This window comes from Rufibacter ruber, from assembly GCF_001647275.1.
GTDB classification, from domain to species: Bacteria; Bacteroidota; Bacteroidia; order Cytophagales; family Hymenobacteraceae; genus Nibribacter; species Nibribacter ruber_C.
Genome location: NZ_LRMM01000034.1, coordinates 18,391 through 38,674, shown reverse-complemented (window position 1 = coordinate 38,674; position 20,284 = coordinate 18,391). Strand labels below are relative to the sequence as shown.

Annotated in this window: 21 protein-coding genes; 10 read left to right on the top strand and 11 right to left on the bottom strand. The window is 53.5% G+C overall.

The window, feature by feature from the left end; genetic code table 11:
• Nucleotides 1–75: 75 nt before the first annotated feature.
• From A8O25_RS13630 to A8O25_RS13615, 4 genes are all read right to left on the bottom strand, one after another.
• Nucleotides 76–1,404, bottom strand: a complete 1,329-nt coding sequence (locus tag A8O25_RS13630) for an erythromycin esterase family protein (RefSeq protein WP_082893637.1) — start codon at nucleotides 1,402–1,404, stop codon at nucleotides 76–78.
• A 267-nt stretch (nucleotides 1,405–1,671) separates the two neighbouring features.
• On the bottom strand, nucleotides 1,672–2,346 hold the full coding sequence (locus A8O25_RS13625) for a 3'-5' exonuclease (RefSeq protein WP_082893636.1): 675 nt from the start codon (nucleotides 2,344–2,346) through the stop codon (nucleotides 1,672–1,674).
• Nucleotides 2,347–2,455: 109 nt separating this feature from the next.
• Complete coding sequence (locus A8O25_RS13620) at nucleotides 2,456–3,166, bottom strand: LytR/AlgR family response regulator transcription factor (RefSeq protein ID WP_066835784.1); 711 nt, start codon at nucleotides 3,164–3,166, stop codon at nucleotides 2,456–2,458.
• A 2-nt stretch (nucleotides 3,167–3,168) separates the two neighbouring features.
• Nucleotides 3,169–4,233 (bottom strand): sensor histidine kinase, encoded by a 1,065-nt coding sequence (locus A8O25_RS13615; RefSeq protein WP_153042747.1) that lies wholly within the window; start codon nucleotides 4,231–4,233, stop codon nucleotides 3,169–3,171.
• Nucleotides 4,234–4,444: 211 nt separating this feature from the next.
• Here A8O25_RS13615 and A8O25_RS13610 point away from each other — a divergent pair, with 211 nt between their 5' ends.
• The gene (locus A8O25_RS13610) at nucleotides 4,445–5,902 is read left to right on the top strand and encodes a serine hydrolase domain-containing protein (RefSeq protein WP_161947749.1); all 1,458 of its coding nucleotides are present in this window, start codon (nucleotides 4,445–4,447) and stop codon (nucleotides 5,900–5,902) included.
• A gap of 157 nt (nucleotides 5,903–6,059) precedes the next feature.
• On the opposite strand, the gene A8O25_RS13605 is transcribed toward A8O25_RS13610, so the two are convergent.
• The 3 genes from A8O25_RS13605 to folP form a co-directional block, all read right to left on the bottom strand.
• Nucleotides 6,060–6,983, bottom strand: a complete 924-nt coding sequence (locus A8O25_RS13605; protein ID WP_066835778.1) for a serine hydrolase — start codon at nucleotides 6,981–6,983, stop codon at nucleotides 6,060–6,062.
• A gap of 1,281 nt (nucleotides 6,984–8,264) precedes the next feature.
• Entirely contained in the window at nucleotides 8,265–9,095 is an 831-nt protein-coding gene (cdaA, locus tag A8O25_RS13600) for a diadenylate cyclase CdaA (RefSeq protein ID WP_066835776.1), read from the bottom strand.
• Entirely contained in the window at nucleotides 9,092–9,931 is an 840-nt protein-coding gene (gene folP, locus A8O25_RS13595; protein WP_241499027.1) for a dihydropteroate synthase, read from the bottom strand. Before folP ends, cdaA begins: the two co-directional genes overlap by 4 nt.
• 101 nt (nucleotides 9,932–10,032) lie before the next feature.
• Between folP and A8O25_RS13590 the strand changes: the two genes are divergently transcribed.
• The 4 genes from A8O25_RS13590 (at nucleotide 10,033) to A8O25_RS13575 (ending at nucleotide 13,038) form a co-directional block, all read left to right on the top strand.
• Entirely contained in the window at nucleotides 10,033–10,569 is a 537-nt protein-coding gene (locus tag A8O25_RS13590) for a DUF1599 domain-containing protein (protein WP_420911790.1), read from the top strand.
• On the top strand, nucleotides 10,547–11,659 hold the full coding sequence (locus tag A8O25_RS13585; RefSeq protein ID WP_066835772.1) for a BT_3928 family protein: 1,113 nt from the start codon (nucleotides 10,547–10,549) through the stop codon (nucleotides 11,657–11,659). Before A8O25_RS13590 ends, A8O25_RS13585 begins: the two co-directional genes overlap by 23 nt.
• A gap of 158 nt (nucleotides 11,660–11,817) precedes the next feature.
• Nucleotides 11,818–12,348 (top strand): shikimate kinase, encoded by a 531-nt coding sequence (locus tag A8O25_RS13580; RefSeq protein WP_066835770.1) that lies wholly within the window; start codon nucleotides 11,818–11,820, stop codon nucleotides 12,346–12,348.
• An 81-nt stretch (nucleotides 12,349–12,429) separates the two neighbouring features.
• On the top strand, nucleotides 12,430–13,038 hold the full coding sequence (locus tag A8O25_RS13575; RefSeq protein ID WP_066835768.1) for a sterol desaturase family protein: 609 nt from the start codon (nucleotides 12,430–12,432) through the stop codon (nucleotides 13,036–13,038).
• Between the two features lie 1,259 nt (nucleotides 13,039–14,297).
• Here A8O25_RS13575 and A8O25_RS13565 read toward each other — a convergent pair.
• Both A8O25_RS13565 and A8O25_RS13560 read right to left on the bottom strand, forming a co-directional pair.
• A complete protein-coding gene (locus A8O25_RS13565) occupies nucleotides 14,298–14,516 on the bottom strand; it encodes a hypothetical protein (protein WP_066835764.1) in 219 nt (72 codons plus the stop codon).
• Nucleotides 14,517–14,862: 346 nt separating this feature from the next.
• Nucleotides 14,863–15,795 carry an isoaspartyl peptidase/L-asparaginase family protein gene (locus A8O25_RS13560; protein WP_066835763.1) on the bottom strand — a complete coding sequence of 311 codons (933 nt, stop codon included), beginning with the start codon at nucleotides 15,793–15,795 and terminating at the stop codon, nucleotides 14,863–14,865.
• 488 nt (nucleotides 15,796–16,283) lie between these two features.
• Between A8O25_RS13560 and A8O25_RS13555 the strand changes: the two genes are divergently transcribed.
• Both A8O25_RS13555 and A8O25_RS13550 read left to right on the top strand, forming a co-directional pair.
• Nucleotides 16,284–16,628 carry a hypothetical protein gene (locus A8O25_RS13555; RefSeq protein WP_066835761.1) on the top strand — a complete coding sequence of 115 codons (345 nt, stop codon included), beginning with the start codon at nucleotides 16,284–16,286 and terminating at the stop codon, nucleotides 16,626–16,628.
• A 28-nt stretch (nucleotides 16,629–16,656) separates the two neighbouring features.
• Nucleotides 16,657–16,986 carry a hypothetical protein gene (locus tag A8O25_RS13550; RefSeq protein WP_066835759.1) on the top strand — a complete coding sequence of 110 codons (330 nt, stop codon included), beginning with the start codon at nucleotides 16,657–16,659 and terminating at the stop codon, nucleotides 16,984–16,986.
• 316 nt (nucleotides 16,987–17,302) lie between these two features.
• Here the strand turns inward: A8O25_RS13550 and A8O25_RS13545 are convergent, their stop codons facing one another.
• Nucleotides 17,303–17,782 carry a phospholipase D-like domain-containing protein gene (locus tag A8O25_RS13545; RefSeq protein WP_066835757.1) on the bottom strand — a complete coding sequence of 160 codons (480 nt, stop codon included), beginning with the start codon at nucleotides 17,780–17,782 and terminating at the stop codon, nucleotides 17,303–17,305.
• Nucleotides 17,783–18,111: 329 nt separating this feature from the next.
• Complete coding sequence (locus A8O25_RS13540; protein WP_066835755.1) at nucleotides 18,112–18,888, bottom strand: LexA family transcriptional regulator; 777 nt, start codon at nucleotides 18,886–18,888, stop codon at nucleotides 18,112–18,114.
• A gap of 292 nt (nucleotides 18,889–19,180) precedes the next feature.
• Between A8O25_RS13540 and A8O25_RS13530 the strand changes: the two genes are divergently transcribed.
• From A8O25_RS13530 to A8O25_RS13520, 3 genes are all read left to right on the top strand, one after another.
• The gene (locus A8O25_RS13530) at nucleotides 19,181–19,546 is read left to right on the top strand and encodes a hypothetical protein (protein ID WP_066835751.1); all 366 of its coding nucleotides are present in this window, start codon (nucleotides 19,181–19,183) and stop codon (nucleotides 19,544–19,546) included.
• Between the two features lie 63 nt (nucleotides 19,547–19,609).
• Nucleotides 19,610–19,840, top strand: coding sequence for a hypothetical protein (locus A8O25_RS13525; protein WP_066835749.1), 231 nt, complete (start codon nucleotides 19,610–19,612; stop codon nucleotides 19,838–19,840).
• A 34-nt stretch (nucleotides 19,841–19,874) separates the two neighbouring features.
• The gene (locus A8O25_RS13520; protein WP_066835747.1) at nucleotides 19,875–20,273 is read left to right on the top strand and encodes a YbjN domain-containing protein; all 399 of its coding nucleotides are present in this window, start codon (nucleotides 19,875–19,877) and stop codon (nucleotides 20,271–20,273) included.
• Nucleotides 20,274–20,284 lie beyond the last annotated feature (11 nt).

Sequence of the window (20,284 nt, the reverse complement as noted above, 5' to 3'; positions counted from 1 at the left end):
GCTGTAACCGCATTGTGCCATTCCCTTTCGGGCGGGCACGCCAAGGGTAACCCTAACCGGGTGGGGCCTACCAGGTCAGAGGGAGCCAAGCGGGTGCAACGCGGTTGTCCGGTCCAGGAACAGAAACGCGTCATAGCGGTTGGGCAGAACGGTGGGCACATAGTTTCCCCGCTCAGCAGTGGGGCTGTAGGTCACGCCAATGGCACGGTGCCCCCGGCTGCGCAGGGCCTCCGGAGTATCCTGCAGTTCCCGCATCAGCAGAAGCTTGTAGTGTTGGCCCTGCCGGTGCAGAATGTCTTCCCAACTGTTGGTGATGGCGGCGGGTACGTTCATGTCCTGGGTAGGGCCGCCCCAGCGGTTAGAGGCAACCACCCGCCCCTGATACGTCCCGAAGCCCACCAGATACACCCCCGCGCCCGCGTGCTGCTCCCGCAGCAGCTGGCCAATGTTCACCATGCCGGCCTGTGCCATGTCAGTGAAGCGGGCGTCGCCCACGTGGGTGTTATGCGCCCAAATGATGATTTTGGCATGGCTGCCGCGTTGGGTGACCAGCCGGTTCACCGTCTCATGCATGTGGCGGTCACGCACGTTCCAGGACCCTGCATCGCTCCTGACCATCTGGTAGTAGTAGCGCTCAGCGTTCAGGGCGACCAATGCGTTCTGCTCGGCGTTGAAGGCAGCCTCGTCACCCGCGGGGCTGCTTGCCCTGTGCGCTTTCACGGCCTCGTACAGCTGTTGCAGCTGATCTGAGCACGTACTGCCCTGGGCGGTGGCCTGTGCGTACAACTGCTCATCACGGTGATAAGGGGCCAGACACGCCTGCGCATTTCTAGCCAGCTGGGCCGCCGGCAGATTATTGCTCTCCAGGTAATGCTGCAGGGCATCCAGTGATTCCCAGAGGCTGTACACGTCTAGTCCGTAGAAGCCCACCCGGTTGTTCTGCCCCGCGCCCGCGTTGTATTGGCGCAGCCATTCGCCCAGCGAAGCAATCTGCTGGTTTGCCCACATCCAGGTGGGCCAGCGCTGAAACGAAGACTGCAAAACCTGGCGCGCGCTGCCAGAACGCTGTCCCTGAATGTACTCGTTGAAGGCGTACGCCGCCGGCCAGTCGCCTTCAACGGCAATTAGATTAAAGCCTTTCTCCTGAAGGAGGCGTTTGGTAAGGGTGGCGCGCCATTCATAGAATTGGGCGGTGCCGTGACTGGCTTCCCCCAGTAGAACATAGGTGCTGTTGCCTATGTCCTGGATGACCACATCCAGATCAGAGGCGTTTTCTAAAGGGTAAACCCCTTTGGAGAGGAAATTCACCTCCTGCTCCACCTCTTGCAGGTTGTCATCTGTGTCAGAGCACGAGAGAAGCCCCCAGCACAGGCATACTGACCAAATCAACTGTATCTTTCTCATTCCTATCCTTTCCCGTTGTGTTGAACTGTTGATCCCTCCGGGATAATCACAATGTGCCTGGGGCTGACTGGTTCCGGTAATGGTTTTAACGGGAGGCTCTGCCAGAGGTGTATTGATTAAATACGGAATTTGAGTAGGGTAAAATACAAAAATGAGGGCCTGGCCGGAAGCGTGCGTAGGCAGGGGCTCCCTTGGAAATGTAGAAAGAAAGGGTGTGGGTGGCAGTTTCTGTTTTGGGGCTGGTTTCTGAAAAACAGGGCAGAAACGCTACGCAACGGGTGCTTGACCCCGCTCAGAAGCAGACGTGTCTGGCGGCAGCAGGATCTCTGCCAGGGGCGGGAGCCACTTGGGCCAGCCGTATTGAGGGTTGACTACAATCTTGTTCAGCAACGGGTCTACCGGGCTCTCTTCATGCAGCCGGTGCAGAAGTTTCCAGGTGGCGGTGGTGTCTGGTAGCGCCCGGTGCCAGCGGGTGTGCTCAATCCCGTACGCACGGCACATGTCTGGCAGGCTTCTGGGCGAAGGCTGCCGCAGGCGGCAAACCGAGAGCGTGTCCAGAAACGGATGCTGCACCGGGGGGAGGCTTAGCCGTTGGTACGCGCTGTAGAGAAAGGCCAGGTCATACGGGGCATTGTGCATCACTACCACGCTGTCACCAATCAACTCTTGCAAGATCAGGAAGGCGGTGCGCTCCTCCATGCCCTGCCGTACATCTTCTTGCCTGATGCCTGTGAGCTGCGTGGTCTTGGCCGGAATCTTCCCCTTCAGCTTTACCATGGTCTGAAACTGGGTGACCACTTTCCCGCCAGAACTTTTCAAGGCGGCCATCTCAATCACCCGCCCTTTGCTGGCACTCAACCCCGTGGTCTCAAAATCAAGTGCCGTCACATTGTCCAGCACCGGGGTGAGTTCAGGAAAAAGCGGAATGGTAGCAGCGGGCATGGTGATAATAAAGGGGTATGGGCAGCTTATACGCAGAATCAGCGTCTGGGCTGAGAACCTTGCTTGCTGTTTTTGCTGTTTTCATGAAAACAGGCCAAAAACAGCAACGTCAGACTCCCTGGTTGAGTAGCCGGAAGAAGGCCTCACCGTAGACTTTGCCAACTGGCAATGAGTAGCCGTGCACCATTACCTGGTGCCGTTCAATGACTTGCAGGTGCTGTAGCCCCACAATGTAAGACTTGTGTATTCTGAAGAATTGGCCGGCGGGGAGCAGCGCCTGTACATCTGTCAAGGGCATGAGCGAAAGAATCTTCTGGTGCGGCAACACAAAGGTGCTGTAGTTCTTGTCACTCTCAATGTAGAGGATATCACCCAGCATCACCTTCACCATCTGGTGTCCGCTTTTCAGGAAGAGGAACTCTTTGGCGGGGGCAGGCGCTGCCGGCAAAGAGACCGGGCCTTTGGCCTGCACCAGTTCTATGGCTTTGTTCACCGCTTTCAGGAAACGGTCAAACTCAATGGGCTTGAGCAGGTAGTCTACCGCGTCCAGCTCGTAGCTTTTCACGGCGTATTCTGAGTAGGCGGTGGTGAAAATGACCATGGGTGGGTGGCGCAGCGCCTTCAGTATCTGAATTCCAGACAAGTCTGGCATGTTGATGTCCAGAAAAAGTAAGTCAACCTTGTTGGTCTGCAGGTAGGCCAGGGCTTTCAGCCCGTCATCAAACGTATTGATCAGTTGCAGGTGCGGGGTCATGCGGGCGTAGTCACGCAGCACGTCCAGAGCCATGGGCTCATCATCAATGGCAAGGCAGGTGAGCATGGTTACGGGAGTAGCAGGGTGAGACGGGTTTCAAACTTGGTTTCGGTGGAAATAATCTCCAGGTCATGCTTGTGCGGGTACAGCAGCGCCAGCCGCCGGCGCACATTCTCCAGCCCCACGCCAGAGGCCGGCTCCTGGTATTCCTCTGTCTGGGCGTGAGGGTTCAGGCTGTTCTTGACAATGAAGGTGAGCAGGTCTGGCTGGGCCTGCAGCTGAAGGTGAATATAAGACGCCTGCCTGAAACTGATGCCATGCTTGAAGGCATTCTCCACAAACGGGATCAACAGAAGGGAAGGAACCTGCACCGCCTGCACATTGCCCAGCACTTCAAACTTAATGGAGATGTCATGGCTTTCAGAGAACCGGAGTTTCTGGAGGGTGATGAAATCCTGTATGTACCCCACCTCCTTTTCCAGCGGAACGGCAGGCGCGTTGCTGTCATAGAGCATGTAGCGCATGAGGTGCGCCAGCTTGGCCATGCCGGTGGAGGTGCCTTCCGCCTTCTCCCGCCGGGCTAATGAAAACAGGTTGTTCAGGGTGTTGAACAGGAAGTGGGGGTTTACCTGCGCCCTGAGAAACTGCAGCTCAGCAGACAGTTTTTCTTCAGTTAACTGCCGCTGCCTCTGGGTGTACTGAATAGAGTCTTTGATGTAGCTGTAGGTGTAAGAGAGCAGCAGCACACAGGCATTGTACAGGCCGTTCTGGAAGAACACGCCGCGGTCAAACCAGAACTCGCGGTCTTTGATGTACAGGTTCCAGAAAAACCGGTCTGAGTAGGCTTCAATGCTGCTGATGGCCGCTAGCAAAACCATTAGCAGGGCCACGTACAGAAGGGGTTTGCCTTTGCGCAGGAAGCCGGGCATGAGCCACAGGGCATTGGCATAGAAAAGAAGCATGTTGCAGACCGTCCAGAAGATGGAGGGCAGCCAGAGCGTGCCCAGTTTGGTTTTCAGGCTGTACACCCGCGCATCTAACAGCGGGCTGTTAAAAACCAGCCAGGCCAGGAGCCAGAAGGCCACGTGCAGCCATGCCTCGTGCGGCCACTTAAAAGCATTCGCCCTTTTCATGCCGCCAAGGTAAGCGCTTCCGGCCACATTGCACACACCGCTGGATAAAGTGTGTCTCTCTCAGGATGAACGGCTTGCCGCAATGGACCAACGGCTTCTGGCGCCGCAGAAGCCGTTGGTCTACAGAAACCTGCCGTTGGAGTATCTCTTTTGAAGCGCATGTGCAGGCGCCATAGGTTTGGAGCAAATTAGATGCAAACCTATGAATGCTATGAAAAAGTTATGTAACCTGTTGTTGCTGGCCTGGATGTCATTGTCTGCGGTTTCAGCGCAAACCACCGCTGCCCCTACCACTGCCCAAATTGAAGCTCTGCTGGAAGAGTACAACCGGCAGAACCTGCTGTCTGGCGTCTTCTTTGTGGCCAAAGACGGCAAACCTATCTTCCAAAAGGCTTTCGGCTACGCCGATGTGGAGAAAAACCAGAAAAACCTGCTGAACACCCGCTTTAACGTAGCCGGCATGGGCAAGCATTTTACGGCGCTGCTGGTACTGCAGCTTGTAGAGAAGCGCCAGTTGGAGCTGCATGCGCCCATTTCCCGCTATCTTCCCGCCTCCGGCATTCCCAACGCAGACCGCATTACCATTCACCACCTGCTGTCGCACACCTCGGGCCTGGGCAATTACATGGACCATCCAGCGTATGCCCAGCTGAGGCCCACCTTGACTACCCTGGCAGCGGTAATGAAACTGGTAGCAAGCCAGCCCCTGGTGTTTTCTGACCCTGGGCAGAACTTCTCATACTCTAACAGCGGGTACCTTGTGCTGGGCAGGGTCTTAGAGAAGGTGACGGGTATCTCCTACGCCAGCTATGTGAAGCAAACCCTGTTCAGGCGCTTAGGCATGGGGTACAGTACTGTGGGGGAGCAGGTTGCCCAAGCGGTGAGCGCCTCTGCGGTCCCCTACTTTGCAATGACCCCTAAAGACGTGTATTCTGCCGCCAGTTGGCAGTCTCCGGCGTTCTCAGACGGTGGCGTGTATACCACGGTTCTAGATCTATTCAAGTACAGCTTGGCACTCAACAGCAACAAACTGCTGTCAAAGAAAAGCAAGGCGCTCATGTTTGGCGTGTATCATCACTATGAGGGGAAATCTGCGGGGTACGGCTACGGTGCCGAAGTGGCTACTTTGAAAAACGGCAGTACAATGGTGGGGCATTCTGGCGGGGGGCACGGCTGGGGCGCTGATTTCAGGATACTGCCCAAAGAGGGCTACATCATCATTGGGCTGGGCAATCAGGAAGCCATGGCCAAACAGGTCACACACAACCTGGCCACCTTTGTGACTACAGGTACTTGGCATGCCCCTAAACCTTTGCTGACCCATTTGTTCATGCAGACGGTACAGGAGAAGGGGTGGGCGTATGCGCTTGACCATCTGGAGGAGCTGTATGTCAGCGCAGAAGTGCCTTTTACCGGCCCCGGTATTCTCACCCGCCACGCAAGTAAGCTGGTGAAGCTCCACCGTCAAACCGACGCCATACACCTGCTGCAGGCCCTAAGCAGTCGCTTCCCGACAGATGCCGCCACCGCCGCCCAACTGGCCGAGGCGTATTTGGCTAAAGGGGATCAGCTGACCGCCAGGCAATGGTATGAGAAGACCCTGAGTTTAGACAGACAACACCAACTGGCAAAGTTCCGGTTACAAGAGATGGCAGTGGCGGTGAATTGATGTATTCTGTTTTCATAAAGGGAAAGTCCACCGGAAGCACCCTGTGCGGAAGGTGGGCTTTTATGCATTTTCTGTTTTGGGGCTGTTTTTCAGAAAACAGCCCCAAAACAGAAATTTTTACGTTTATTTATTTCTGTAAAGCGGGAGTAAGATTTATTTAATATTTCTCCACCCCCGCCGCCGGTTCCCAGTAATATTTTGGCTCAAAGTGGTTCCAGATGGTGTTGGAGACCTTTCTGATCAGTACATAGCCCGCATTGTCATCTTGCCAGCGTTCGTCTTGCTGGTTTTTGGTGATGATGCAGAACACGTAGTCGCCGTGCGGGGCGTTGACCAGTACCACCTCTGATTTAGACTGGTTCACCGCGCCTGATTTAGAAGCCGTATGCACGTACGGCGGAATCTGGGAGAGTGCCTCACGGTCATAGTAAATGCGGCCCAGGTTGCGGTACATGCGCTCGCTGGCCGCCGGACTCACCACTTTTCCGTCCCGTATCATGGTCACCAAGGTAGCCATTTCGCGCGGAGTGGTCTGGCCCCAACCGTAATTGACCCAATTAGGCCGCCTGCCGGGCGTGCGGGAGTTCATGCGGGTATGTTGGAAGCCGTTCTTCTCCAGCCAGGCATTGATGGCCTCGCCGCCGCCCGCCAACTGTTGCAGCCAAAGACTACCCGTATTGTCTGAGGTGGTGATGCTCAACATCTGAACTTTGCTCAACGCCACCAGCGAACTGTCTTTGAAGTTGCCCACTATGTCTTCCCCGGCATAGTAAAGAGAGTCACGGTAGCGCAGAACGGTTTTAGGATCTATCTCCCCACGCTCCATTTTGTCAAACATGCCCACCATAATGGGGATTTTGATCATGCTGGCCGTGGGAAAGAGGGTGTCAGCGTTGATGGCCACCGTTTTGCCCGTCTTCAGGTGCCGCACATAGATACCCACATCCCCCTGGAAGCCATTGGCCAGTGCCTCCAGTTTTTGGGTCAGCTTTTTGTCTATGTCCTCTTTCCTGGTCTGCTGGGCCGAAGTAGTCAAGTGCAGCAGGAAACAAACGAGGAACGTTAGTAGGGGCAGGCGCATGTATCTTGGGTTTAGAGACCAAAAGATACAGATTAATTTGAGTTTTCTTACAGGTGATGGGGCATGTGCCTGGGGTAACGGCGTTCCGTTTTCGGTCTGTTTTTGAAAAAACAGGCCAGAAACGGCTTTTGGCGCAGACGCCCGCAGGTTCTCCGGGCGCTACGAGGCCTGGTGGTAGTTCTGAGTCTTGAGTTCTGAATTCTGAGTCAAGCATGTGATTGGGCTTCGGATGGGAAAACAACATGCCACGCGTGAGTCCCACCCCAACCCCTCCCGGGAGGGGAGTATCAGGAATGCGTGGGGCATAGGCCGTAGATATGGAACTCGTTGACCGGCAGGTGACGTGTGACCGAACATCTGGCATGCGTGCCCTCCTGTGTAAACATCCCCCTTCGCCCCCTTCAAAGGGGGAGTAACGAAGTGAGTTCTGAGTCCTGAGTCTTGAGTCCTGAGTCCTTTCTTTTCATCTTAGGGAATTCAGCCGGAATGAAGCAGCAATGCATGGTCTCGCAGCCGCACCGCGGGGGCAGCCAGAGACCGCCCGTCATCAGTAGGCACGAGTCTGGAGACTCGCGCCAGCGCTTGATGTGGGAAACCATTCGCAACAGGCAAGCAACAATGAACAATCAACGATTCCCCCGACTGATGTGCGCAGCACGGGCTCGCCTCAGGCTAGCTGATCAGAAACGGTTACCTGCAGAGGCAGACATAGCCAGACAAGCTGATCAGTGAAGGAACCTGAACCAGTCCTGGGGGTGAGCGCCTCTGTTACTACGGTGCCGAAGGCAACGCCAAAGGCGTAGTTTTAACAGCAGTGCTCACCGCCAGGACGGGGCCCCGCGGCCGTGAGCGCATAGCGGAAAAGATGAAACAACTCAGTGAGTGAGGCACTGGGTCAAGCGGTCCAGCCAAGGGAACAACAGAATTGGCATTCAGTCGCCAACCGCCACCGCCAAGGGATCAGCAGACTATGCATTTGCAATACAGCAGAGAACAGCGTACTGCGCATTGCCACTGTAGCCATTGGCAGTCACCCAGCTCAGCAGCCTCAGCCAAGGGAACAGCGAACTGTGTTTAGTTAAGGGAAACAGCAGACTTCCCATTCTACAAAACGTCATAGCCAAGGAGGCGTGTGAACCAAGTAGGGCTGCATCTGACAGCACCAAAGCCATGAAAACAGCAGACCTTGCATTCCCGCAGGGCATAAACAGCAAACAATAGGTCAGCGGGCTTACCCCTTGAAAACGCAGGATGGGAAACTTCTTAGGTAAAAGGAAAGAACTACGCCGCCGCTACCTTCTCCACTACCTTCGGTTCAATGTCAAACAGGAAGTGGTTGAGCTTAGAGCGCAGATCAGCCGCAGATAAGTTTCGGTAAACTTCGCCGTTGCGCACCAGGGCAATCTGCCCGGTTTCCTCAGACACCACCAGCACCACGCTGTCAGTGACTTCGGTGAGACCGATGGCGGCGCGGTGACGCAGACCCATAGAGGCGGGCACGTCATTGCTTTCGGTGACGGGCAAAATACAGCGGGCGGCTTTGATGCGGTTGCCCTGAATGATGACCGCGCCGTCATGCAAAGGGCTGTTCTTGTTGAAGATGGAAATGAGCAGGCGTTTGCTCACAATGGCATCTATGGCGTCACCTGACTCGGCAAAATAGCGTAACTCAGAGCTTCGGGCGAAGACAATCAGGGCGCCGGTATTCTTGCCCGCCAGCGATTTAGCGGCTTCTATGAATGGGGTGATGGACAGCTTATCCGGGTTTTCAGTGCGGCGCCAGGGGAAGCCTTTGAACAGGCGCTCATTGTTGAAGGCGGTAGTCTTGCCAATCATCAATAAAAAACGCCGTATCTCCGGTTGGAACACAATGATGGCGGCCAAAACCCCCACGCCCATGAACTGCCCCAAAATGACCGTGAGCAGCTCCATGCCTGCTGCCCGTACAATCAGGTAGAGCAGGTAGATAGAGAGCAGCCCGAAGAAGATTTTCAGCGCCACACTTCCCGTCAGGAGCTTGTAGAGTTGGTACAGCAGTACCGTCACCAGCAGCACATCAATGATGTCTAGCCAGTTTACCTCTAAGAACCCTATGGAAAACAAATATGTCACGCTGTTACTGTCTTTTTTACAATTTCTATAGTATGGACCGCCTCCTTTACGTCATGCACCCGCAAAATGTCGGCTCCGTTGAGTAACGCTAGGGTATTGGCTACAATTGTGCCGGTGAGCGCTTCCTCGGGGCCTACCTGTAGCGGTTTGTAGGTCATTGATTTCCGGGAAAGGCCTATTAACAGCGGTAACTCAAACAGTTGCAACTCCCGCAGGCGCCGCAATAATTCATAATTTTGTTCCACATTTTTGGCGAACCCAAACCCCGGATCCAGAAGGATATCCTTCACACCCGCCCCCCGTAGCTGCGTTATCCGCTCCGCGAAGAAGGAAACCAATTCTTCTACCAGTCCATTTCCGTACTCGGTGAGAGAGGTCATGGTCTGGGGGGTACCCCGCATATGCATGAGAATGTACGGCACGCCCAGCCTTCCCGCTGTCTCAAACATGGCTTCGTCCAGCGTTCCGCCAGAGACATCATTGATGAGATGTGCCCCGTGCTGAACCGCGGCCTCGGCCACCTTCGCCCTGAACGTATCAACAGAGAGTAGCGCCTCCGGAAACTCCTTCGCCAGCGCCTGTATAATAGGTAATACGCGATCCAGCTCTTCCTGTTCTGTAACCTCTGGGGCGTTGGGGCGCGTAGAATAACCGCCAACGTCTAAGAACGTAGCCCCATCAGCCAGCATTTTCCCGGCCTTTTGCAACGCCTCTTCTGTAGAGGAAAGCCTGCTGCCGGCGTAGAACGAATCTGGGGTGAGGTTCAGGATGCCCATGACCGCGGGCAGCTGCAGCAAGACCAACCGGCCACCGCAGTTGAGGGTGGTTTTTTGCAAAAAAGTGTATCTTTCGCGTTCAATTGGCCTATATTCTCATTTTCTATAAAAGTAAAACGAAAAACTTGATTCACCAAACCGCCCAAGAGTACCAGCGAGTGATGGAGGCGTGCCAGCGGCTGTTTCTGCAGAAGACCCAAGACTACGGCACCGCCTGGCGCATCCTGAGGCTGCCCAGCATCACTGACCAGATTTTCATCAAAGCCCAGCGTATACGGTCCATCCAGGAAAAAGGCACGCAGAAAATTCAGGATGACATCACCTCTGAGTTTGTGGCCATTGTGAACTATTGCGTGATTGCCCTGATCCAGGAACAGCTCATTGCGCAGGGCGAAGAGGAGCAGGCGCTGCCGGTGGAGCGGGTGCGGGAACTGTACCAGGAGGAGATCAGGAAGACGCAGGCCCTGCAGGAAGACAAGAACCATGACTACGGCGAGGCCTGGCGCAGCATGCGGGTAGAGTCTATGACCGACCTGATTCTGATGAAGATCTACCGAACCAAGCAGATTGAAGACAATGCCGGCAAGACGCTGGTGTCTGAAGGGGTAGAGGCCAATTACCGGGACATGCTCAACTACGCTGTCTTTTGTTTAATCAAACTTAATTACCCAGACCATGTTGCCGCGCCTGCTGAATAAGATTGCCTGGATAGTGGTGGGGGCGCTGTTCATCTTCTCAGGCCTCATCAAGCTGAACGACCCGGTGGGCACCGCCATTAAGCTGGAAGAGTATTTTGAAGTTTTCTCCAAGGACTTCTCTAATGTATTTCTGTCCCTGAAGCCGTTTGCGCTATACTTTTCTATTTTTCTGAGTTCGTTGGAGGTAGTGCTGGGCGTGGCGCTGCTGGTGCGGTGGCGTACCAAACTGGTGCTGTGGCTGCTGTTTGGGCTCACGCTGTTCTTCACGTTCCTGACCTTTTACTCAGCGTATTACAACAAAGTAACCGACTGCGGCTGCTTCGGTGACTTTATCAAGCTCACGCCGTGGCAGTCATTCAGCAAAGATGTGGTGCTGCTGGTGCTGATTGTGATCCTGCTGGTAACGCAGCCGTTTTTGCCCTCATTTGCCAGAAACGGCTCCAAAACGGCAGGCCTCTGGGTGGCGTTGGCCGTGGCGCTGTCGGTGGTCATTGGGGTGTACGCGTACCAGCACGAACCGTTTTTTGATTTCAGGGCCTATAAGGTAGGGGCGAATATTCCGCAGCTCATGAAACCCTCTGCGCCGCTCCGGTACCAGTACATCATGGCGAAGAACGGGCAGGAGTTCACGTTCAATGAGTACCCCGCAGACACCACCTACAAGTTCAAGCAGATGGTGCCGCAGAATCCGGAAGACGGTCCCAAAATCACCGACTTCAACGTGTGGAACGACCAAGGCGATTTTACCAAGGAGATGTTCCTGGGGAACCGGTTGCTGGTGGTGGTGCACAACGTAAGCAAGACAGATGCCGAAAGCTTTGCCGAGATCAATCGCCTGCTGGCCAGCCTGGAGCAGAACCAGAACCCTAAAGTGGTGCCGGTGGTGCTTACCTCCAGCAGCAGCCAGGAGTTTGATGTCTTCCGGCATGAGGTGAACCTGGCCGCCCCCTATTTCTTTGCAGATGCCACGGTGCTGAAGACGATCATCCGGTCAAACCCAGGCCTGCTGCTCTGGAAAAACGGGGTGGTGGTAGGCAAGTGGCACCATAATGATGTGCCCACGCTGCAAGAGGTGCAGGAGCTTTTATAAAAAGCGCCAGCCTGAAAAAGCCAGCTAAATCAGTAAAAGGCGTTTTGGCCTGTTTTCACGAAAACAGGCCAAAAACGCACCAGGTTCTGGTGCTGCGCCCCTCCAGCGTCTGTAGTCTTCCACTTTCGGGGTAACTAACGTCTCAATCAATTTATTCCATGACAACAAAGGTTTTTCTGGTGGGCATGCCCGGGTGTGGGAAATCAACGGTGGGGAAAGTGCTGGCTGGGCTGCTGGGATACGTTTTCTTAGATTTAGATACGCTGGTGGAGGAGCAGGAGGGGCTTACGGTGGCGCAGGTCTTTGAGCAGAAGGGGCAGGAGTATTTCAGGGAGGCGGAGGCGCGGGCCCTACAAACAGTTTCTGCGCGTTCTGGCGGAGTGGTGCTGGCAACCGGAGGCGGGGCTCCCTGCTTTCACGGGAACATGCAGGTGATGGGGCAGCAGGGGGCAGCGGTCTACCTGAGGGTGTCGCCGCAGGAGCTGGTGAACCGTTTAACGGCCTTAGACCTGCAGGTGCGGCCTCTGCTCAGAGACAAAACCCCGGCAGAACTTTTGCACTATCTTACCCAAACATTGCGCCAGCGGGAAGTGTTTTATAGCCAGGCGTCTGTTGTGCTAGACGTAGACCGTCTTTCGGCGGCAGAGGCCGCCGAGGCATTGGGGCAACAGTTTAGTGGTAATATCTAAGGTTCTTGGACGGTAGCCACGTATTTTTCGTTATTTTTGCATGTCACATGGAGCAAGCTGTTTCATTTTAATTTAAAACCTATGAAACCGAGTCATAAAGGATCTGCGACACTTTTCAAAAATCCGGTACTGGAGCGTATGACGCATACGCACATTGCCTTGCCTATTTCCATCTTCCTGGTGATTGCCACCGCCGCGTTGGTGTACGGCTTTTACTATGGCTTTTTAGGGCTGCTGTCGGCGGTGGGGCTGTTTCTGGCGGGTTGGCTCATGTTCTCGCTGGTGGAGTACATGGCACACCGGTTTATCTTTCACATGGCGCCCACCAATGAGTTCAAGCGCAAGGTGCAGTACACGTTCCATGGCAACCACCATGATTTCCCCAAAGACAAGACCCGCCTGGCCATGCCGCCCATTGTGAGTCTGTTTCTGGCCTCGTTTTTCTTTTTTGTGTTCAAACTGATCTTCGGGAGCATGGTGTTTGGCATAGTGGCGGGCTTTCTGTTTGGCTACGCCTTGTACCTGTTTGTGCACTACGCGGTTCATGCCTATGCGCCGCCTAAGAACTTCTTGAAAACCCTCTGGATCCACCACAGCATTCACCACTACAAAGACCCTGAGCGGGCGTACGGGGTTTCTACCCCGTTGTGGGACTGGGTGTTGGGAACTATGCCGGAGCGGAAGAGATAAGCACCAGAGCATGATTGAGTGAAGGGGCCTAGTGCCCCTTTTTTCTTTTGCTTCGGCCAAGGGCCGAAGGGGAGGCCGTTGGTCTCTTACCAGCTGTTTTTTGGCCTGTTTTTCTGAAAACAGGTCAAAAACGTGCTTATCGCCTTTCAACTAATTCAGTTAAAAGCTTGTGGGCAAGAACCAGAGAAGGCCACCTGTGCGGGTGGCCTTCTCTGGTTTGGGGCTGTTTTCAGAAAAACAGGTCAGAAACGCTTAACGTCTTATTTTTCTGAACAGCCACATGACCAGTACAATGATCAAGACAATGATGATGACGGCCGTCCACATGCCGGCTGCTTTAGCGGGGATGTAAAAAGGGTACGTACCGTAATCGGCCCTGGAGGGAACCCGCCTTGCGGTTGCCCTGACCTTCTATCTCTATTTAAGGCCCAAATGCCGGTCTGCCAGCGCCATGCTCGCAGGGTTTTTCGCCTACACAAACGTGAACCACGCTTTCAAAGGAGCATTCCCGGATAGTGCCGGGGCCTCTACCGGGAATGACCAGGCTGTGCTCCATTCTCTCCGTTTCTACTCCTTTCTATAAAGAATATACTAGCAGCTGCTTCTCAGCCAGGCCAGTGACGGCACCAAACCTCCCTCAGGAAAGCATACGTCCTGCCTAACATAGAGCCTGCCCTGTCAGCCTTGGGTGAAAGGGTGAAAATACATTCATCTCTAGTAAACCCCTTCTTTGGGGCCTGTGAATCTTTGCCGGCTCAGGGTGTATCTGTTTACTTGAATAAATACGGAGAAAACAAGGAAGTAAATACAACCAAATGCCGTAATGGTCGTTAAAAATGAGGTTGTTATAAAAAAGGAGGATAAAAATGAGGGCAGAAGAAAAGGTGCTGAGGGTTATTTATGGGCTGGTAAAGGGAGACGGTTCACCCGTGCATTTGCCGGTATCACCAGAAGGCATTTGCCAAATGGCAAATTTATCTCTGGAGCGGATACTGGCATGTTGTAAAGTGCTTGAGAACCATGGGTACGTTACCAGCAGCAGAGGCATCAACGGGCCCGTATATTATTATATTACCAAAGCCGGAATGGCAGAGGCGCAGAAGTCAAATCTCTCCCTGTACTTCTTTTCTCAGGCCAACCCTTCCAGGCGAAGGGCCTGAGAAAGCTTGTTCTGCGGGTAATGATCCTTGGGCGAGACGTCCGTTTTTGACCTGGTTTCTCAGAAACTGCTCAAAAAGGACGTCTCTTTTATTTAGGCTCTACCTGCGCGGGTGCTCTTTGCGCCAACCTACCACCAGTAGAATAACCCAAACTGGGAAGAAGGAGTTAAAGATAGCCGCAAAATATGGGTCTACCACAAAGGGCAGCACCAGCACCAGTAACAGGTTAAGTACCAGCCCTGTCACGCCAATACGGTAATAGTTGTTCCACTTCTTCATCATCTGGTAAACGTTCTGCGCCTTCCTTTCCTTCGGCATTAACGGGGAAGAGGTTGTGGTTTGGTGCGGAGGGCGGTAAAAAAAAGCTGCCCCTTCCCTGGCCGTTGAAGCAGGTTTAGCCTTGAGGATGCAGCATAGAAGACCCCTCTACCCAGTAAACCTGCTTCTAGATTTTATTGGGTAATTTCTCTGGCACCAGCGTCTGCCTGGGCCTCTGTTTCTGGGCTGTTTTTAGAAAAACAGCCCAGAAACAGAGGCTGCCTTACCGGTAAAGCACATCAAGACGTGCCGGCTACTGGGAGAAATAGAGCACTCCAGACAGCTTTCTGCCCTAGAGGCACATGGGTTTTGCTATCTCCTGCTGGTGGGCGGTTCAGCAGAACAATTATTCCTTCTCCCAAATAACCTGCTCATCTGGCCAGATAGCCACATAAACGGGTTCAGTGGCCCGTTTGCAGGCCCTGAACATGAGGCTGGTTTCAAAGGTGAACTCCACGTTGCCTTGGCTGTCCAGGGCAATGAAGTTGCGGTCTCCCTCAATGCGGTCTTTGTAGAGATGCAGGGCCTCCTGGCTGGCCTCTTTGAGAGACAGCCCTCTGTACTTCATGAGGGCATAGACCTCATGGGCGGTATTGGCGCGCATAATGCCTTCGCCGTCACCGGTGCAGGATACGGCGCAGACGTCATTGTTGGCGTACGTGCCAGCCCCAATGATAGGAGTGTCGCCCACGCGCCCCTGGTACTGGTTCACCAGCCCGCCGGTAGAGGTGGCGGCGGCTAAATTGCCCTGTTGGTCTAGCGCCACGGCGCCCACGGTGTCTTTGCCGTAGGTCGCTTCTTCCTTTTTGGCCTCTTTCAGTGCTTTTTCTTTTTCTGGGGTTTTAAAGTAAGCATCTGCTTTGAACTCCAGTTCCTGCTCATGCGCAAAATCCTCAGCACCGCTGCCGCAGAGCAGCACGTGCTTTGACTGTTGCATGATGGTCTTTGCCAGGCTGATGGGGTTCTTCACGCGCTTTACCCCGGCCACTGCCCCGGCCTGCATGGTCTTGCCGTCCATGATGCAGGCGTCAAACTCGTTGCTTTCGTCTTTGGAGAGGCTGCCCCCTTTGCCCGCGTTGAAGAGCGGGTTGTTTTCCATGCTTTTAACGGCGGCCTCTACCGCGTCTACCGCGCTTCCGCCTTCGTTCAGAATGTGCCAGCCCGCCATCAGCGCGTTCTCCAGCCCCTGCTCATAGGCCGCCTGCCTGGATTCACTGAGATCGTCTGGGCTTTGGTTTTCGGCGCCGCCGTGAATGGCAATCACCCATTTATTTTCCATAGTTGTAAGGTTAGGTCGGTTTAGCTGCCCTGCCAGCAGGAGAGCGCTCCTGTGTACGGCTGGGAGCGCCTGCTGTTGACCGGGTTTCTACGGGAAAGGGAGGGGGTTTTTACGGATGCTTTCTTTTTTTTGCCTTCCCAAAAATTCCAAAACAAGGACATATAGTCTGCCTTTATATGGATGTGAGGGCCGGTTGAACACCTGAAAAACCCGGGCAGCTGCTTAAAATCAGTGTTTCCCCTATGACATTTGCCGTGTTTGTTCCGGCACTTTCTATATAGGCAAAAGCGTATGAAGGTAAATGCTTTTATAACCCTATGGTAGCCTTTGTTCCCCCACTGAAAGAAAAAGAGATGATCCTGCACCCTAAATATTTGAAAAACTGGAAACCACAAAAGCCAAAAGCTCTGCTGGGGTGGCGTACCGGCAAGTGTAAGACTAAATAGATTCTATTTCAAAGTCCTTATTAGTTGTCAGAGAAAAGATATATGCAGAAGATCATCACAGAAAAAATTGGAGATAAGTTAATTGTACTGTTGCAGGGAGATGTAAACGCGGCCGATGTGCGCCTGAGCCGCCGTCTGCAGCCACCCCGCACCGCCCCGCTGGAGTGCCACCTCTGGATTGACTGCGCCAGCATACAGTGTGTCAAAACCCATGGCTTCTGCCATTTTATAAACCAGTTGCTGCTCCTGAAAAGCCCCCAGGTCAAGATCACCTTGCTGAACATGAGCCCTCTTCACCAAAAGCTGCTGCAGGCCATGCACCTGACTTCTTTTTTTTCGGTACTGCCAGATTTTGAAGAGGCGTACCATATGGTGCAGGCTTGTTGAGGAGGCGTTAACGGTAGATGTACCTGGTATGGAGAAGGTGATGGATAGAAAACTGGGCGGTTTCCAGGACCTGGAGGAGGCCCTGGATTATTTGCGGGCGCAACGGTACCGCCACACGTTTCAATGCGGGGGCCAGGGCTGGTACTGCCCTGAAACCGGGCACAGTTACCTGCCTGAAGAGCTGGTCATGCATGCCTGCCACCGCTTCAGCCAACGCGGCGGCACCAATACTGTCACGGTTCTGTACGCCGTAAGCACCCAAGACGGGCAGAAGGGGTTAATTCTGGACAATTGCAGCACCTACGGAAATCTGTTGTTTGGGGAGTATCTGGTCAGGATGAAACTGCAGCAGCTGTAGCCCACGCCAAGCCAGCCGGAAAACAAAAAACGAGCGTAAGGCAGCGGGGCCGGTTTCCTATAACTTCCTGACCCTGGCCAATTATTTGGGAAGGCCTACTGCCACTGCGTAGGAAAACCTGGGCAGGAAAAGGTGGGGCATCTCTGTGAAAGCCTACTACCTTTCTGTTTTGGGCCTGTTTTCTGAAAAACAGGCTCAAAACAGAAAGCGCTATGTACGTAACCTGAGCAACCAGTGGATAGGAGCGGTTTGCCTGCCCCGTGCCCACTGGGGAGGCACGGGGCAGACGAGCAGAAAAGACCGCAACAGGAGTTGGTTACCCAAACGGCACCATCTCGGCCCACAGCTGCTCAAACTGTTCACTATATGCCGCGGCCACATGTCTGTCTGCGGTGACCAGCACATTCTCATGGTTATACAGGGCGGCGCTCCTTGTCCAGTTGTAGGAGCCGGTAAGCACGTGGCTGTGATCAGCAATGGCAAACTTATGGTGCATGTGGTTAGAGGTGTTGTCTACCCTGATCTCTAAGCCTTGGTTTGCCAGTTCCCTAATGTCTGAGCCTTTGTCAAACAGCTTCTCATTGTCTGTGAGCAGCAGAATTTCCACACCATTTTGGTAGGCGTCTACAATGGCCCGGGTAATGCGGTCATCTGAGATGGTGAAGACACAGATATGCAATGACTGTTTGGCGGAGCGTATGAACTGCAGAATAGCGTTCAGGCAATCATCGCCGGGGCTGAAATACACGCCGCTCCTGATTGCGGAGGAACCGGAAAAAGAGGAAAAGAAGCTCATATTGGGCAGAGGAAATGGTTGTTTACGTTTTTCTATAAGCGCAGAAACTGCGCCGAAGTACCAGGGCGCACCTTCTTCATTTATTCATGGGCTCAGAAGCATGCTCTACTCCTATAAAGGGGTGCTTTTTCTGTTTTTCGCCTGTTTTCCAGAAAACAGGCCGAAAACAGAAAACTTCTTACCCTAAGCTACCCTGTAGAAGTTGGTGCATCTGTATTCCTGAAGGCCCCACCTTCCTAAGACGGAACCTTCGCCTGCCACCTTCGCAGGTACTTCCCTGTTGGGGAAGGGCAGAGTTCAAAGGGGGTGGTCAATTGCTTTCTGATTTCTTACTCCCCCATCAGTTTTTTCACCAGGCTCTCTAACTTGGTAAGCCGCTCCTCCAGGGAAGAGGGTGATTTGAGATACGTGCTGTAGAACCCGTCTACGTGCCAGAATTCCGTCACTTCCTCCAGCGGCTGAAGGAGGTGGTCATAGTCGGGGTTGTCGGCCTTGAGCAGGAGGGCGCCTTCATCAGTGAGGCCCTGAAAGCGGCGGGTGATGAGTTTGTTGGCGGTTACCACCACGTACACCTCATTGGGTTTGAGCTGAAGGGCGTCAACGGGCAGGGCGGTGCAATACAGGAGATCCCCGTGCCTGAGGCCGTGCTGCTGGTACTGCATCTCAGAGCCGGTGTGCTCAAACGCGCGGTGCAGCACCTGCTGCTGCCCTGGTAGCAGCAAAGTGGGCAGATTGTCTAAAAACTCCCGTTCCTGCCGCCGTACAAAGTAATTGTCCTGCTCACTGGCCATCACCAGCGCCGCCCGCAGAACGGGGGCTTCTTCTGCGTCTGCTACTTTTATGAGCAGCTGGTTCTGGTGAAGGTCCCGCTTGAAGATGTCGAACCCATACAAGTCATTGACGGTGAGTTCTTTGGTGATAAGCAGGTCAAGGCTTACCCCAAAATGCCTGGCAATCTGAATCAAGGTATCAATCTTAGGTTCAGACCTTCCTTCTTCATACGCCCCCACGCTAGGACGCGCCAGATCAAAGAGTTGCGCAAAGGCGGCTTGGCTCAAATTCTTAACCGTCCTGATCTTCTTGATGTTTTTCCCGATGCACGACATGTAAAAATATTTTTAAAAATAAACCTGCTACAATTTTGAGCGTATCTATTTTTTGTAGTATACTTGTGACGAATTCAGGGCAAGATAAGGAGAGATTCTTAAAGTTGTGCTACAAGCATGAGCAGCAGGAGCCAAATTCTTCTTATCTCGGCGCACTTGACAGAAATAAAAGAAGCAGGAGCAGTGGTCAGGATTATGAGCAGCGGTTATTTGTAAATGCTTTTAAAAAGAATACCCTTGCCCCGGCCGAAGGGACGGACAGGAAAAGTTTTAGAAACAACTCCATAGCACCATGAAAAATAAGAACCTTTACTACGCTTTGGCAGCCTTTGCCCTGATAGTGGCCGTTGTGTTGAACCTTTTGCATGTGGCCTCTTCATCTGTTCTGCTGGGAGGAGCTTATGTAACAGGCAGGCTGCTGATGCTGTGGCACGCCAGACAACTGGAAAAGCAGCTGCCGCAGACGGTAGTGGCGAGCAACAAAATGGGGGTTCAGCGTATGGCCGCCCTTTTAATACTGGGTGTAGCCGTGCTGCATTTAATGCATTGGCCATTTGCGAACCATCTGCTGTTGATCGCCTTAGGGTTTGATCTTTGGGCGCAAAGCCGTTATCTTAAGAAGCTGGAGCAGCAGCAACCTTTAGAAGACACACATTAAGTACACGCTGTTCAGAAACAACAAGACACACTTGGCTTGCCAGGCCGCTTATATAAAAAAAACATGAAAAGTAACACCGCACACCGTTTTATAGCACTCGCTGTCACCTATGTGGTGGTGAAGCTGCTCCAATACCTGGCCGGGTTTGAGTACAGCCCTTTTGAAGAAGGTGTGTTCACGTACAAATTTCTGGCAGATGTGGGGGCATGGGCCCTGGTGTATGTGCTGGTGTATTCGCTGTTGAAAAAAATCTATGCCCAAAAGAAAGAGGCCGCCCATAAAACAGAGATCTGAAATTCATAGCTTGTAGCTGCTTATTCAATAAACTATGGGAAACCACTACTTCCACAAAGTGAAAGAGTTTTTGCTGGAACTGGATTTCACCATCACCTTAGAAGACCCGCGCGACCGCGTGTTGGTGGTGGAGAAGGAAAGCCTGGGCATTAAGAATCTGGTGATTGGCTGCACAGACCCGCTCCTGATCATGGAGCAGTACCTGCTGGAACTGCCCAAGGTCACGGTGGAGATCTGCCAGAGCCTGCTCCAGAAAAACCGCGATATCATTCACGGCGCCTTTGTGCTGGATGAATCTGGCCGCCGGCTCATCTTTAGAGATACGCTGCAGATGGCCAAACTGGACCTCCATGAGCTTGAGGCGAGCCTCAACTCCCTCGCGCTTTTGCTGAGCGAATACTCAGACCAACTCATCACCTTCTCAAAAAACTAAAGCTTCAGAAC